Here is a 14,807-nt window from a genome sequence, read left to right as displayed (position 1 = left end):
TTTACTTTTTTGTAAGAATCTTTTTATAAGAATCACTGAATCAATGTTTTATAAAACCGCTGCAACTCAAGATTAATAAACTTGATAATAGCTTTGGCTAAATTATAGCAATAAAAAAACGGCTACCGCAGTAACCGTTTTTATAATGTAGTAATCGTTCTTATAATATTGGTACAAGACGCTTTAGCTGGCTAATGACTCAGAATCTGGATGGGGCTCATGAGTCTCAACAACCGTCAACACAATACGGCTGTCGGCTGCTCCTTTTTCTGAGCGCTTGCCTCTACTTTTATCAAGACTTACCGTATCGTCATCTTGTGCATCGGTAGACTCAGGCGCCAAAGTAAGCTGTACTACCCCGCCGTTGACCAAGTCACCAAACAAAATCATACTTGCCAACGGCTTTTTGATCTCATCTTGAATCAGACGCTGCATTGGACGTGCACCCATTAGACGATCATAGCCTTTATCAGCTAAGTAGTCGCGTACTTCATCATCAATCTCTAGCGTCACTTGTTTGTCATCGAGCTGAACTTGTAGCTCAACCAAGAACTTATCAACCACTGATACCACGACTGAGGTGTCTAGTGGATTGAACTGAATGATGGCATCCAAACGATTACGGAACTCAGGCGTAAAGACACGTTTGAGTGCTTCAGTGTTATCACGACTATGATCTTGCTGCGTAAAGCCCATGGACGAGCGACTGATGCTATCCGCGCCGACATTTGTTGTCATAATAACAATGACTTGCTTAAAGATAGCAACACGACCATTATTGTCAGTCAATGTACCATGATCCATGACTTGTAATAGCAGGTTAAAGACATCAGGGTGCGCTTTTTCGATCTCATCAAGTAACAAAACGCAATGCGGATGTTGATTGATTTTTTCAGTAAGCAAACCACCTTGATCATAACCGACATAGCCTGGCGGTGCACCAATTAGGCGTGAGGCGGTATGGGCTTCCATATACTCTGACATATCGAAGCGTACCAACTCGACACCGAGCAAATTGGCTAGCTGACGTGACACTTCTGTTTTACCAACCCCAGTCGGACCGGCAAACATAAATGAACCAATGGGCTTGTCAGGCGCTTTAAGACCAGCACGCGACAATTTGATCGCATCTGCTAACGTCTCAATCGCTTCATCTTGCCCAAATACTAAGTGCTTAAGGTCGCGATCTAAGTGCTCAAGAATACTCTTATCATCACTCGATACTGACTTGGGCGGAATACGCGCAAGCTTAGCAATGATCGCTTCAATATCTGCCACATCAATTTTCATCGGTGGTTTTTTCTTGGCGTTAGATGCTTTAGAATCATCAGACGATTGGGCACGGTCATTGGCTTTTGCCGCATCTGCTTCATCTTGCATTTCACTATCAGTCGCGTCATGAGCCACGGCGCTATCAACATCCTCATCAATCTGGGCGTCAAAGTCTTGTTCTAGATCCGCAATGAAGCTTTCTTCTGCATCAATATCATCGGCATCAGGAATCACACCCAAACGTTTATACGCACCCGCTTCATCAATCACGTCAATGGCCTTATCTGGCAAAAAGCGCTCATGAATGTGTTTAGCGGACAACTGTACGGCAGTGACCAAGGCCTCATCTGTGTACTCAACGTTATGAAACTCTTCGTAACGTGGTTTAAGACCCCGCAAAATATCAATACTGTCATCGACACTAGGTTCTTTCACATCGATTTTTTGGAAACGACGTGACAATGCATGATCTTTTTCAAATACCTGACGATATTCGGTAAAGGTCGTTGAACCAATACAGCGTAACTCTCCATTGGCAAGCGCTGGCTTGATTAGGTTGGACACATCCATATTACTGCTCATGGACGAGCCTGCGCCAATAATCATATGTATCTCATCAATAAACAAGATAGCATTAGGTTTTTTCTTTAGGGCATCGAGCAGTGACTTCATACGTTTTTCAAAATCACCACGATATTTAGTGCCCGCAATCAATGAGCCAATATCAAGACTATAGATGACACAACCATTCAGCGGCTTCGGCGCTCTATCATTGATAATCAACCATGCCAAACCTTCAGCAATAGACGTCTTACCAACACCCGGCTCACCGACCAACAAGGGATTGTTTTTACGTCGGCGGCACAGTACTTGCGCGGCACGCTCAATCTCAGAGGCACGGCCAATCAGTGGGTCTGTTTTGCCCTCAGCAGCGCGCTGGTTTAAGTTAGTGGCAAATTCTACCAATGGGTCTTTACTGGTCTTCTCTGACGCACTACGGCGCTCACCAGTCATAGAAGCACGCGGCTCAGCTGGCTCGTCTTTATCTTGTCCATGTGACAAGTACTGGGTTAGCTCCAGACGGCTAATACCCTGCTTTTTCAGTAAATAAACCGCGTACGTATCATGCTCAGAAAACATAGACACTAAAATATCTGAGCCTTCGACAAGGCGGCCACCGCCAATAGACTGCACGTGGAAAATAGCACGTTGCAAAATACGATCAAAGCTTTGGGTTGGCTGCGGCGATTGTTCCGAATCTGCGTCGACGGTTGGCGTGTGCTTACTAATATAAGCCTCAAGCTCAGTGCGCAGCGTTGAAACATTGGCATTACACGCAGTTAAGGTATTGGCAGCGTGAGTATTTTCTAACAATGCCAGTAATAGATGTTCAACAGTGAGATACTCATGCGATTTTTGGCGCGCAAGCGTCATTGCTAAACGTAGAGAAACTTCAAGATGACGACTTAACATAACGACTTCCTACGGTTATACCTATCTTTATAATTGATAGCTTTATGAATGAGTTAGTAAGTAAATCAGGGCGACAGATGGATTGTTCAAGGGCAACATCCGTATTATTAAAAGGTATCATGAAATGACATTGGTCATGCATTGCTTACCTACTTATCATCGATCAAGAGAGTTAACCACTCACATTCTCTTTTCTTTATCTCAACACGATACTTCAGCAGAGTCAATCTATTAACACAGACTAAAATGTATCGAAGCATATTACATCTTGATAGACACAAAAATAATAGAGCAGCAACGCTCAGGAAACTGGGTAGATACAAGAGAGTTTGGTTATAAGATAACGAAGGGAGGTATAAAAATTTGGCTGTTTTTTATTTAAGCACGGAGCGGAACAAAAATTTCTAAGACAACGCTGCTTGAATATCGATGCTATTAAAAAACGATACTAGAAGAGGAGTGATACAAGACCTCTGGCTCTGCCCCTACTTAACGGGGTGACTTACTATATAAGGCTATATTAGAAGAAAATCAAGGTTGTGATAATAATACAGCCATTCATTCAGTATGTTTTATAAGAAAGATGTGATCAATGAGGACTTGGTGCAGAGTGCTTATTAAGCTGGCTATCAAGGTAAACTATTTATAAGCTGTACTGATGGTTTGATATCACAAGGCAGAGAAAGCAAAAGCAAAAGCAAAAGCAAAAGCAAAAGCAAAGTGAGAGTTGCACATTAACATCTGTACAATGTTTTTATTCGCCTTGGTGCGGCTCTATTTGGGTCAGTAGCGGATAGCCTTCACGATGGGCAAGGCTGTTCACTTTTTTGGCCTTAGTTTCAGCAATATCTTTAGGATAAATACCCGCAATGCCTTTGCTACTGTTGTGAATCGTCAGCATAATTTCCACCGCAGAATCCATACTATGACGGAACTCCGACTGTAAAATATAGACGACGAACTCCATGGGCGTATAGTTATCATTATACATAACCACGGCATACATCGGCGGCTTAGCCACTTCTGGCTCTGCCACCAATACATCTGCTTGCGGCGAGGTTTCCCCGTCGGTATCGCCCTCTTGTGCATGATGAGCAGGCATATTTGGGAAGTGCCAATCAGAAACCGTTGGCGTAGCTTGTAATATCATTTTTTTCATCATAATAAAAATACAGTTATCAGGTGTTTTTGAAGTAAGAAAGAGTAGACAGGCAGGAAACCACGCAGAGAACAAAACATCATTTAAGGACTATGTCATTATTGCTTTATGATTGATTAAGGCTCAATGGGACTTTCATCGACTTCCGGCAAGTCCAAAAGTGACAACGGCAGGTTATCAACTCGATCGCCAAGCTTCCAGTCATATAGCTGTTCCGCTTTCTGCCCACCTGCTTGTACGCTCAGTTTCACTTGTAGAGGTTTAAAACCTGAGGGCATCATAAAGCGGCCCCGAATACGAGTGATACCTTCAATGGAGTAAGTTACGGGATCTAATGGCACTTCTACAAAGTCATTGTCATTGAGCAATGTCAAGGTGGGCTTTAAACGCTTGGCTTCTCCATCACTTGCCAGCATACCGATATCAAAACCATATTCAAAGGCGTTCTCAGGTAGTGGTTCAATCTTAGCGCCAAGTATTTGTAAGGGCATACCGCCTTTTTGGCTAATGAAATCAGCGTAGAGTTCATTCAGCTGCGCGACTTGCTTGTTTTCAATCGTTAATTCCTGCTGGTTTTCACGTAACTCTTTTAGATTGGCCAAGCTTATTGCCAGCTCTTGCTTGGCTGTAACGGCTTGATTGGTCGCTATTTTATTACTGTGCCTTAATTCTTTTAGCGCTTTAGTGGCCTCGGTGCTATTGATTAACGCTTGCTTGGTTTCAGTTTGCATCGAATGAAAGCCGCGCTGATACCCCAGTTTATGACCAAATATGAGACTCACGCCCGCAGTCACTAGGACGACCACGACAAATAACGCCAGTACCAGTGTCGATGCCCCTTTTTGCGCCCTACCCGTCGTATTTGCTAGGCAATCCTTACTGGTCACAAAATGTGGTCTACGCTCCAAATGAGGTAAAGCAGAATCTTGGCACGATGAACGTGCTGGCTGTGAGCAAAAGCGTAGTATGAGCTTAACACGCATTTAGACAGTATCTCTTAACAGTAAAGGCAAGTTATTATAGCGGAATTTATAATCAATACCTAGCACCGTAAATGTGAATAGAGTGGCGATAAGAACCAGTACTAAGGGACAATAGGAGCAAAGTTTAGCCCCATTGTTTCATCAAATCCAAACATAACATTCATATTCTGTACCGCTTGGCCCGCCGCCCCTTTTACCAAATTGTCCTGCACGACGATAACGGTTAGCTCAGCACGCTCATTGTCTTGATGCACGGCAATACGTAAGCGATTGCTGGCACGGACGCTACGGGTGTCGGGATAAATACCCTTTGGCATAACATCAATGAACGGCTCTGAGGCATAAACACTCTCGAATGCGTGTTGCCAATCAATAGCCGCACCAGCCTCCGTAAGCTCCATGTGAATAGAGCTGAGCATGCCACGAATCATGGGCACAAGATGCGGTAAAAAACGAATGCGATGGGTAAACTGACTGTCTAACAGCTGGGCGACGCCTTGCTCAATCTCGGGCAGGTGACGATGTCCTTCAACGCTATACGCTTTAAAATTATCGGTGGTTTCAGCATAGTTAAGCGCAAGCTTTGCTTGACGTCCAGCGCCTGAAACACCAGATTTGGCATCAATGACAATACGAGGCTCAACCAGTCTTTGTGCCTGCTTATTTTGTGCTTCTATTATGGGTTTTAAGCCCAAAATAGCCGTGGTCGGATAACAGCCAGGATTGCCGACGACTAAAGCACTGGCAAGCTTATCGCGATTGACTTCAGGTAATCCATAAACGGCTGTTTTTAGCAGCTCAGGACAAGCATGCGACTGTTGATACCACTGCTCAAAATCGGTCAGTGACTGTAAACGAAAGTCAGCCGCCAAATCGATCACTTTTACGCCTGCTTGAGTGAGTGCTTCAGCTTGCTGCATGGCAACGCCATGCGGTGTCGCAAAAAATACCACATCGCACTTTTGTAACGTAGCAAGTGTGTTATCACCTAAGTCACTAAAGACGATATCTGAGATACCACGTAAGCTTGGAAATATCTCATCAGCGCGTGTACCCGCTTCGCTACGCGACGTTAGTAAATCAATCGAGACTTTAGGATGCGCCGACAACAGACGAATCAACTCAACACCTGTATAGCCTGTACCACCAACAATCGCTGCTGAAATCATAAGATAGCCTTTTTTCTTGTACTCAGTAAAAACATTCTAAATCGCTATAAAAGTCAATTTTTAGCTTAATAAGCCAAAAAGTGATCGCTTCTACATTTTAGAGTGTTTAGATTTGATAGTCATGTACCGCATCAATAAACACTTTAGCATGGTCAGGGTTGACCCACTGAGTAATTCCATGACCTAAGTTTGCGATGTAGCCTGTTTTTTCACCGTTAGCATACGCACTATCAAGCATCGCATTCACTTCACTACGGATAGACGCAGGTGATCCGTACAAGGTTGCTGGATCCAAGTTACCTTGAATCGCTTTACTACTCTGTAGTTTTTTATGCTGTTTGGTCAACTGGCGCTGACTTTCAGTCAATACTTGCCGCGCACGATCGATCGGCATCGTCCAGTCTAGGCCAAGAGCATCCGCTTCGCTGTCCGCTTGAACATCGAGCCATAACCCGCCGCCCTTAGTGAATAGTACCACAGGTATTTGTGGATGGCGTACCTTTAACTCAGCGACAATGCGCTTGTTATAAGCGTGAGAAAAATCAATAAATTGACGATGACCAAGTGCCCCGCCCCAACTATCAAATATTTGTAAGACTTGAGCACCAGCGACCACTTGCGCATCTAAATAGTCAATCACAGCTGTTGCCAACTTATCTAACAGTTGATGTAAAAAATCAGGATTGCTATATAAAAAACCTTTGGTATAACGATAATCTTTTGAGCTACCACCCTCAATCATATAGGTCGCTAGTGTCCATGGACTACCAGAAAAACCAAATAATGGTACTTGACCATTTAGCGCTTTACGAATGCTCGTCACCGCACGCATGACATAATCAAGAGAGTCATTAGCATCTAGCACGGGCAGTCTATCAAGATCAGCCTGTTGACGAATCGGATGTTTAAACTTAGGACCTTCACCCGTCTCAAAATATAAACCCAATCCCATGGCATCAGGGATGGTCAAGATATCACTGAATAAAATAGCGGCGTCCAAATCGTAACGACGCAGAGGCTGCAACGTCACTTCAGTGGCGCGGTCTGTGTCTCTACATAGGCTCATAAAGTCACCCGCCTCAGCGCGAGTCGCCTTATATTCTGGTAAATAACGACCTGCTTGACGCATCATCCAGACTGGCGTGGTATCGATCGTCTCAAAGCGTAGTGCCCGTAGCAATCTATCGTTTTTTAACGGCGCAAATTCTTGCCCAATTGAGTCACTATTATCTGAAGCACTCATGTACAAATCTCCAAAACAACACAGTATTTATACGTCTTAATAGATACTATGCTGGTTAAAATAAGTTGAATAAAGGAATAAAAAACGCTTATACGTGTAGATAGTGACGTCTGATCTGAATGTTCTTAACAGCGTTAACTGATACGACGCTTTAGACTTTATAAGTATGATTTGCTGTGATGCTGGATAAAAATAGCTTACCTATACGATAGATAAGCTATTTCAATCAGGAAAATCTGCTTAACCATTCACGTACTATACTGTCAAAGCCAAGTTATCACGGTGCACCATGACGACGCGCTCTTCGTTACTACCAAAGATCTTATCAAAATGTTCTGTCCGCTCACGAGCCACTCGGCGCGCATCATGCGACGAGAAATTCACTTGTCCAACTGCGATACGCTCGCCTGTATCCTGATGAATAATCTCTACAACATCCCCTTCATCAAAGCCGCCACGCACCTCTACCACACCGACTGGTAACAGACTTCTATTGTGCTCAGTCAACGCCTTTGCTGCACCAGCGTCGACCACCAAGCTGCCTGACATGCGTAGATGCGCCGCCAGCCACTGCTTACGAGCAATAATTTTGTCTTCATCGTTGGTCGTCAAAAGCGTACCGACCGCTTCACCTGACACCACGCGCGTGATGACATCGTCAATAGCCCCGCTCACGATTACGGTTGGACAGCCACCCATTGCAGCAAGACGACCTGCACGGATTTTGGTCAACATACCGCCGCGTCCAAGCTTTCCGCCATCTCCTGCTATATCAAACAAATAATCCGCCATTGCACGCTCTTGACGAATCATCTTGGCATCAGGATTGTCACGCGGGTTATCAGTGAACACGCCCTCTTGATCCGTTAAGATAATGTACAAATCAGCATTAACCATCGCTGCTGCCATCGCTCCTAACGTGTCATTATCACCAAATTTAATTTCATCAATGGTAATGGTATCATTTTCATTAATGACGGGTAGCACGCGCCATTCTAGTAATTGTGTGAGCGCGCCTGTCGTATTGAGATAACGGCTACGATTAGACAAGTCATCATGCGTTAGTAGTAGCTGCGAGCTTTGGATACCATGTTGGATCAGTGCTGACCACCATGTTTCAATCAAACCCATTTGACCAATAGAAGCACAAGCCTGTAGTGCAGCCAGTTTTTTAGGACGTTCATCAAGGTTCATGCGTACCACACCTTCAGCCACTGCACCTGATGATACCAGCAGCACTTCGACCCCTTGCTTATGTAGCTTAGCGATCTGCTTTGCCCACTCGTATATGGCAGTTCGATCTAGCCCTCGGCCGTTATTGGTTAACAGCGATGAACCAATCTTGACAATAACGCGCTGAATATCAAAGTTGCGAGTTTGTTTAATAAACCTTGCTTCTTCGGTCGTTTTTTCCATGTCACCTGCCATATAAACTCCTGTTTCTCATGTGAATTGATTACGGGGAATAATTAAAAAATTCTAGTATATCAGCTCAAGCGTGGTCGCTTAAGGAACATAAACCACCTCAACACCATCTTCATCGTCATCATCAAGATCGCTATCATTGGCTAAATCCAAGCCTTCACGCTGGGCTTTGCGAGCCGCGCGATACGCTTCGCGCTGAGCTTCTGTATTTACACGTACTTCCGCTTCTAAACGCTCAAAGCGTTCTTTTTGCGCTTCAGCGAAGATCGGGTCTTCTATTTCACGCTCACGCTCACGCTCAATTTCATTCATTAAGTGGTATTTGACCGCATCTACGCCTTCACCAGTCAGAGTTGCAGTGCGGAAAACCATACCTGTCCAACCAAGCTCTGCCACAATGTGCGTGCAAAGCTCATTCAAATCTTCGTCATCGACCTGATCAATTTTGTTCAATACCAAAATTTGCGGTAAGTTGGCCAATTCAGGAGAGAAGCGCTCAAGCTCATTTAAGATAACGCGAGCATTTTCTACCGGATCACTACCGTCAATTGGTTTTACATCGACTAAGTGCAGCAGGCGGCGCGTACGAGCCACGTGCTTTAAAAAGCGAATGCCCAGTCCAGCCCCTTCTGATGCGCCTTCAATAAGACCAGGAATATCAGCCATGACAAAGGAGCGATGACGTCCAATATCCACCACGCCCAAGTTTGGCACTAGCGTGGTAAACGGATAGTCAGCAACTTTCGGTCTGGCAGCAGAGACTTGACGGATAAAAGTAGATTTACCCGCATTAGGTAGACCGACCAAACCCACGTCAGCCACTACTTTTAGCTCAAATTTGAGGATTTTTAATTCCCCTTCAAAACCTGATGTGGCTTTGCGTGGGGCTTGGTTCGTAGAGCTTTTGAAATGCGTATTACCCAGACCACCGTCGCCGCCTTTGGCAATCAGTAATTTCTGACCAATTTCAACTAAGTCTCCCAGCACCTCATCTGTTTCAGTGTCGACCACAGTGGTGCCAATCGGTACTGGCAAATAAATATCGTCAGAGCCTTTACCTGAGCAGTTCTTACTGTGTCCGTTTTCACCGCGCATCGCGTCATAGCGACGGGTATAACGATAGTCAACTAAGGTGTTGGTGTTGTCATCAGCGATGACATAGACGTCGCCGCCACTACCACCATCACCGCCATCAGGACCACCACGCGGTACATATTTTTCTCGGCGAAAACTGGCGATTCCGTTACCACCGTCACCTGCTTTTACCGTTACGACGGCTTCATCAATAAATCGCATCTTACGTTCCTTAATTTACAATCCAGTGTATATACTGGTACAGCCAACGGCTGTCTTTTAGGTTGTTACTATATCGTGCTGCCCTAGTGAACGCAGCAAGCAATGGCATTGCTCTTAGCATTCATTATGACAATAACACCCGATAACCAATCGGACTATCGGGTGTTTGGTATGACACTTCAAATTATGCTTAATTTCTGACAGAAACCTCAAGTAAAATCTGCGCAAACCTAACGCTTACTACCGTATTTTATGAGGTTGCCACTTTGCCAAATTTGGCATTTTATGCTGGAATCTGAGTATAACTAATTCCAGCCATTTGTGTCGCCAAACGTAATACTTGAGTGCTGTAACCTACTTCGTTGTCATACCAAATATAAACAATGGCATGATTATCCGTCAAGATCGTTGCTTGTGCATCAACGATACCGACGTGCGTGTCACCGACAAAATCAGTCGATACCGCTTCTGTCGAATCCGTATAAGCAATCTGTGTCTGCCAAGTGCTGCTGTTGGCCACTTTACGCATGAACTTATTTAACGCCTCTGCACTTTCTGGAGCAGATTTAAGATTCAAGTTCAAAATCGCTAAGCTGACGTTGGGAGTAGGTACACGAATGGCATTACCAGTGAGTTTACCACTCAAGGCTGGTAACGCTTTGCCCACTGCTTTTGCCGCGCCCGTACTGGTGATCACCATATTAAGGACCGCACTACGACCCCGACGATCTGCTTTATGGTAGTTATCAATTAGGTTTTGGTCATTAGTAAATGAATGAATCGTTTCAACGTGACCGTTTTCGATACCGTACTCATCATTCAATACTTTTAAAGTTGGGGTGATAGCGTTGGTGGTACAGCTCGCTGCACTCACAATCGTGTCATCACCAACCGTGTCATTATTCACACCGTACACGACGTTTTTGATATCGCCACCAGCTGGTGCCGTTAATAGCACTTTTTTCACACCTGTAGACTGCACGTGCTTACCAAGACCCGCTTCGTCTTTCCAGATGCCTGTATTATCAATAACCAAGGCATTGTCGATGCCGTAAACGGTATAGTCAATGCTACTTGGGTCATTGGCATAGATAACCTGGACAAAGCGACCATTGATGATCAAGCCGTTGTTTTCATCATCCACTACCACGGCACCCGCGAAGCTACCATGAATTGAGTCACGCTCTAATAATGAGGCACGTTTTGCCAAATCACCAGCGGCAGCAGGACGGACCACAATGGCTTTTAGCTGTAGCCCTTTTGAACTTGACGCTTGTGACAATAGTAGGCGCGTTAAGATACGACCAATACGGCCAAAACCATATAGCACAACATCCGTTGCAGAATTCACCGTACTTTCACTGATGTTAACCGCTTGAAGGGCCGCTTGTAAGCTGGTGTCATTGGCGATCAACTGTCCAACATCAACCTGTGCAGACTGGAGACTGTCATTTTCTGCCAGCGTTTTAACCATCGCTAAGGTAGCAGCGATATCGATAGATTGGGCTTCTTGATTACGTAGCGCTACTTTTTGATGTAATGCTAATATTTGACCAACTGAGGTAGTATTTAGCGTGTCACCAAACAAGGTCACTTGTACGTCTTGCTCATTGTAGAGCTTATTCAATAGCCCCATAAGCTCAATCGCTTGTTGCTCTTGATTATTATAGTGGCCTAAGTGGTCTTGATGTAGTTGGCGTAAGGTATCAGCGTTGCTCACGAGAAACATCCTTATGGTCGGTAATGTATGATCAGTAAAGTTTAAAAAATATAGAGTAGATAGGTGATGCGCAGTTACTCTAGTATGGAAACCACACACTATTAGTGTCAGTGATAAAGTGTAGAGTAGATAGATTGCCTAGATTTTAGCCTAAAACGCCTTATTTTGCCAGTGATAACCGATCTGCTAGGGTCGATAAGGTATTTTATTAGCCTATATTGGTTATTATAAAAATAAAGGCAGCCAATTGAGCTACCTTTATTTTTATTGTCTTAAGTCTTGGGTATGACATCAAGAGCTGTCCATCCTTTAACGTATCAGTTAAGCAGGTATAGGCAATTATGGCACCAGATTTACCGTTTGATTGGTTTGCGGTGTCAACTTAAACTCTTTTAAGTCATAGCCTTGTTGTTGGGCAATCTGCCGATACTTAGCATAGGTTTCCTGAGTCACATTTGGTGAGCGCGCTAATAACCAGAGATACTCTTTATCAGGTGTCCCTACCAAAGCCGTTTTGTAGTCAGCATCACGTGCTAGCACCCAATAATCGGCACGGCCGACTGGCAACCAGCGTAACCAAGAAGGTAAAAATGTAACTTTTAGTTTGCTTCCTGATTCATCAACTGGCTTAGCTAAACCTTCAGCAACGATGCTAGAACCGTCTTTATCCACACACTTATTAGTGACTATAATACCTGAACCATCTGTTTTTTCAGTGTAGTTGGCGGTCACATCACCAGCACAATTACGCTGAAAATACATGGGCAAGCGTCCTATTTCATACCACGTCCCAGTATATTTATTGAGATCGACATGATCCACAGTGGTCGGTGTACTGGCCGACTTATGAATGATGGCACTCGGCTTAATAGACAGCATTTCTGTCGTGGTTTTCTCAGTCGTTGCGTCAGCCGCCACACTATCACTAGTGTTAACCGGCGGCGTTGCAGCGTAAGCTGAAAATGCTGCTAGCGGTATGATAATAGCTAAGGCAATACCTGTGTGCTTGATCAGTCCATTCATAAATATACGCTCCGGTATGTCTTGATACGAGGTGTGAGTTGCGGTTGATGAGGCACTGACACTTTGCCCCAGCCCCCCTTTTCGTTCTAGTTTTTTTGGTAACACCTCTGCATGATCCTCTAAAAACCCTGACAGCATGGGTTCTTTTTCGGCCAGCTTTGTGGCCTGCTTATAGCCCTCAGAGTAATAGCCATTAGCAATATCCGTGCTTTCACTAACGCTGACGCTGGATCTTGACCCTTTATTTTTTATAGTGGTGCTGTCAAGCATACCAGACTCTTTGGTTTTTAACGTGCTAGTGTTTGCACTTTTATAGCCAAAATTACTGTCTTGCATGGAGGTGTTTTTTGCAGCCTGTTTTAAGTCGTTATCATTCGGAACATCATGGTTATAGCTAGCATCGTTGCTGGCATAGCTTGTCTGTCGCCCATTACTACCATTTAAGCAATAACGATTCGACTGGCTATTCTGCTGAGACTGAGAACCAGCTTCCTGTGAATCAGACCATACTGATTGAGGTAACTTATTGGTTTTCATAGGGGTACCATATTAATAGTGACTGTTAAAATTCTTTACTTATCACACTCGTTTGATCCAATCTATGGACGTTATTTACTGACAAAACGCATTTACTGTGTGAGCTTGTACGGCAAAACTTAAATATTATTAGATTAGAAAGAATAAGATTGGTATTTGATCAGCAAATTGCTTATCACAATTAGAGTCAATTCTCTTTAAATTAGGTAGTATATATTAAGGGGAGATTGACTATTAAAACAGTGTTGCAATGTAGGGAAACGCAACGGTTTGTAAGTAATTATGTGCTTATGGTGTCCAACAAACACATAGTTACTCATCGGATAAATATGTTCAAAATCAGTTATTTGCTTTGCTGAGTTTCAACACCCCATCGCACCGACGCGGCTAGCGTGGTTATGTCTACCAGCCGTTACGCTTTAGGTTTTTGTGATGAAAGAAACTGACGAATACCTGCCACACTAACCCCGCCGTATGAGATTGCTTGATCAATTAGTGTCGGTGATAATCCGCCCAAACCGATAATCGGTATATCAGACAATTGTGCCAATGCGGACCATGTCTCCCAACCAAGTGAGACAGCATCTGGATGGGTTTGGGTAGCTAACACAGGTGATAAGAAAGCCCCAACTACTGGAGGTAATTGTTGCTGCAATCGAGCTCTAGCAAGTTTATTAGCTGCTGTAATGCTGTCGGCATCATGGCAACTGACGATTAATGGATGAGAGCTTGAGATTCCTTGGTCAGGCATCGCAGCCTCCTGAGCATCATTAAACCATTGCATCAATGCCGTATGGGTTAAATGATGAGCAACAACGTGAGTATCAGTGCCTAAAAGCTGGCTATCCGCATGATGAGGGACAATCACATGGATATCCGGACGCGCCCGCGTCAACTGCGCGATGAGCTTCTCTGTGCCCGCTTCTTTTGTTCGCACATACACCCATGCGGCGACTGTTAGTTTTTCTTCATGATATTGCAGCCACGCTACCGCTGGGTCAGAATGGTCATCAAAATGTGACAGTGGATAAGTAATCGTTATATTTGCCGGCAATTTTAGCCATTCAAGCATCGTCTTGTTGGCAGCTGGCAAGTCATACTTCTCGGCCAATAAGTCCGCTTTACTTACCCACGTCAGTGCCTGCTTTTCTAGCCCGTATTGGCAGTGCTTGTGCTGCTCATACTGCAGCGCTGTTAGCTCAATCTTATAAACCTGTAAGCTAACTTGCTTATCGCCATAGTCATGATGTAGGCGACCAAGTTTCACGATCGTGTTCTCATGAATGGCAAACCCTGTCTCTTCAGCGACTTCTCGGATGACTGCCTGCTTTGCGTTTTCACTCGCCTCTATTTTACCGCCTACGAACTCATAACGATTACCCTGATGTTGCGCAGCGTTTCTAAATCCAAGCAAATACTGTTCTTTATAGTGAATAACTGCCACCGCAACGTTGACGACAGTCGCCTTCTCACAGGTGGTTGAATGGTTTGATGGGCTTGGCATAGG

Annotated in this window: 10 protein-coding genes; all 10 read right to left on the bottom strand. The window is 44.4% G+C overall.

Annotated elements, in window-relative coordinates; genetic code table 11:
* Nucleotides 1-183 precede the first annotated feature (183 nt).
* The 10 genes from clpA to DVY93_RS05475 all read right to left on the bottom strand — a co-directional run bounded on the left by clpA (nt 184) and on the right by DVY93_RS05475 (nt 14,804).
* Nucleotides 184-2,745 (bottom strand): ATP-dependent Clp protease ATP-binding subunit ClpA, encoded by a 2,562-nt coding sequence (gene clpA / locus DVY93_RS05520; protein WP_193005342.1) that lies wholly within the window; start codon nt 2,743-2,745, stop codon nt 184-186.
* A 754-nt stretch (nt 2,746-3,499) separates the two neighbouring features.
* Nucleotides 3,500-3,895, bottom strand: a complete 396-nt coding sequence (locus DVY93_RS05515) for an ATP-dependent Clp protease adaptor ClpS (protein ID WP_193005797.1) — start codon at nt 3,893-3,895, stop codon at nt 3,500-3,502.
* A 125-nt stretch (nt 3,896-4,020) separates the two neighbouring features.
* On the bottom strand, nt 4,021-4,887 hold the full coding sequence (locus tag DVY93_RS05510) for a hypothetical protein (protein WP_193005796.1): 867 nt from the start codon (nt 4,885-4,887) through the stop codon (nt 4,021-4,023).
* A gap of 101 nt (nt 4,888-4,988) precedes the next feature.
* On the bottom strand, nt 4,989-6,056 hold the full coding sequence (argC, locus tag DVY93_RS05505) for an N-acetyl-gamma-glutamyl-phosphate reductase (RefSeq protein ID WP_193005795.1): 1,068 nt from the start codon (nt 6,054-6,056) through the stop codon (nt 4,989-4,991).
* A 106-nt stretch (nt 6,057-6,162) separates the two neighbouring features.
* Nucleotides 6,163-7,299: a uroporphyrinogen decarboxylase gene (gene hemE, locus DVY93_RS05500; protein WP_193005794.1), complete on the bottom strand. Its 1,137-nt coding sequence runs from the start codon at nt 7,297-7,299 to the stop codon at nt 6,163-6,165.
* A gap of 255 nt (nt 7,300-7,554) precedes the next feature.
* Nucleotides 7,555-8,727 (bottom strand): glutamate 5-kinase, encoded by a 1,173-nt coding sequence (gene proB, locus DVY93_RS05495; RefSeq protein WP_193005793.1) that lies wholly within the window; start codon nt 8,725-8,727, stop codon nt 7,555-7,557.
* 78 nt (nt 8,728-8,805) lie between these two features.
* Nucleotides 8,806-10,020, bottom strand: coding sequence for an Obg family GTPase CgtA (gene cgtA / locus DVY93_RS05490; RefSeq protein ID WP_193005792.1), 1,215 nt, complete (start codon nt 10,018-10,020; stop codon nt 8,806-8,808).
* 283 nt (nt 10,021-10,303) lie between these two features.
* Nucleotides 10,304-11,749 (bottom strand): glyceraldehyde-3-phosphate dehydrogenase, encoded by a 1,446-nt coding sequence (locus DVY93_RS05485; RefSeq protein ID WP_193005791.1) that lies wholly within the window; start codon nt 11,747-11,749, stop codon nt 10,304-10,306.
* A gap of 330 nt (nt 11,750-12,079) precedes the next feature.
* A complete protein-coding gene (locus DVY93_RS05480) occupies nt 12,080-13,300 on the bottom strand; it encodes a lipocalin family protein (RefSeq protein ID WP_230709668.1) in 1,221 nt (406 codons plus the stop codon).
* A 412-nt stretch (nt 13,301-13,712) separates the two neighbouring features.
* Nucleotides 13,713-14,804, bottom strand: a complete 1,092-nt coding sequence (locus DVY93_RS05475) for an NUDIX domain-containing protein (RefSeq protein WP_230709664.1) — start codon at nt 14,802-14,804, stop codon at nt 13,713-13,715.
* Nucleotides 14,805-14,807 lie beyond the last annotated feature (3 nt).

It is taken from the genome of Psychrobacter sp. CCUG 69069 (assembly GCF_021023115.1).
Lineage (GTDB): Bacteria > Pseudomonadota > Gammaproteobacteria > Pseudomonadales > Moraxellaceae > Psychrobacter > Psychrobacter namhaensis.
This window is presented reverse-complemented; position numbering and strand designations above follow the sequence as displayed.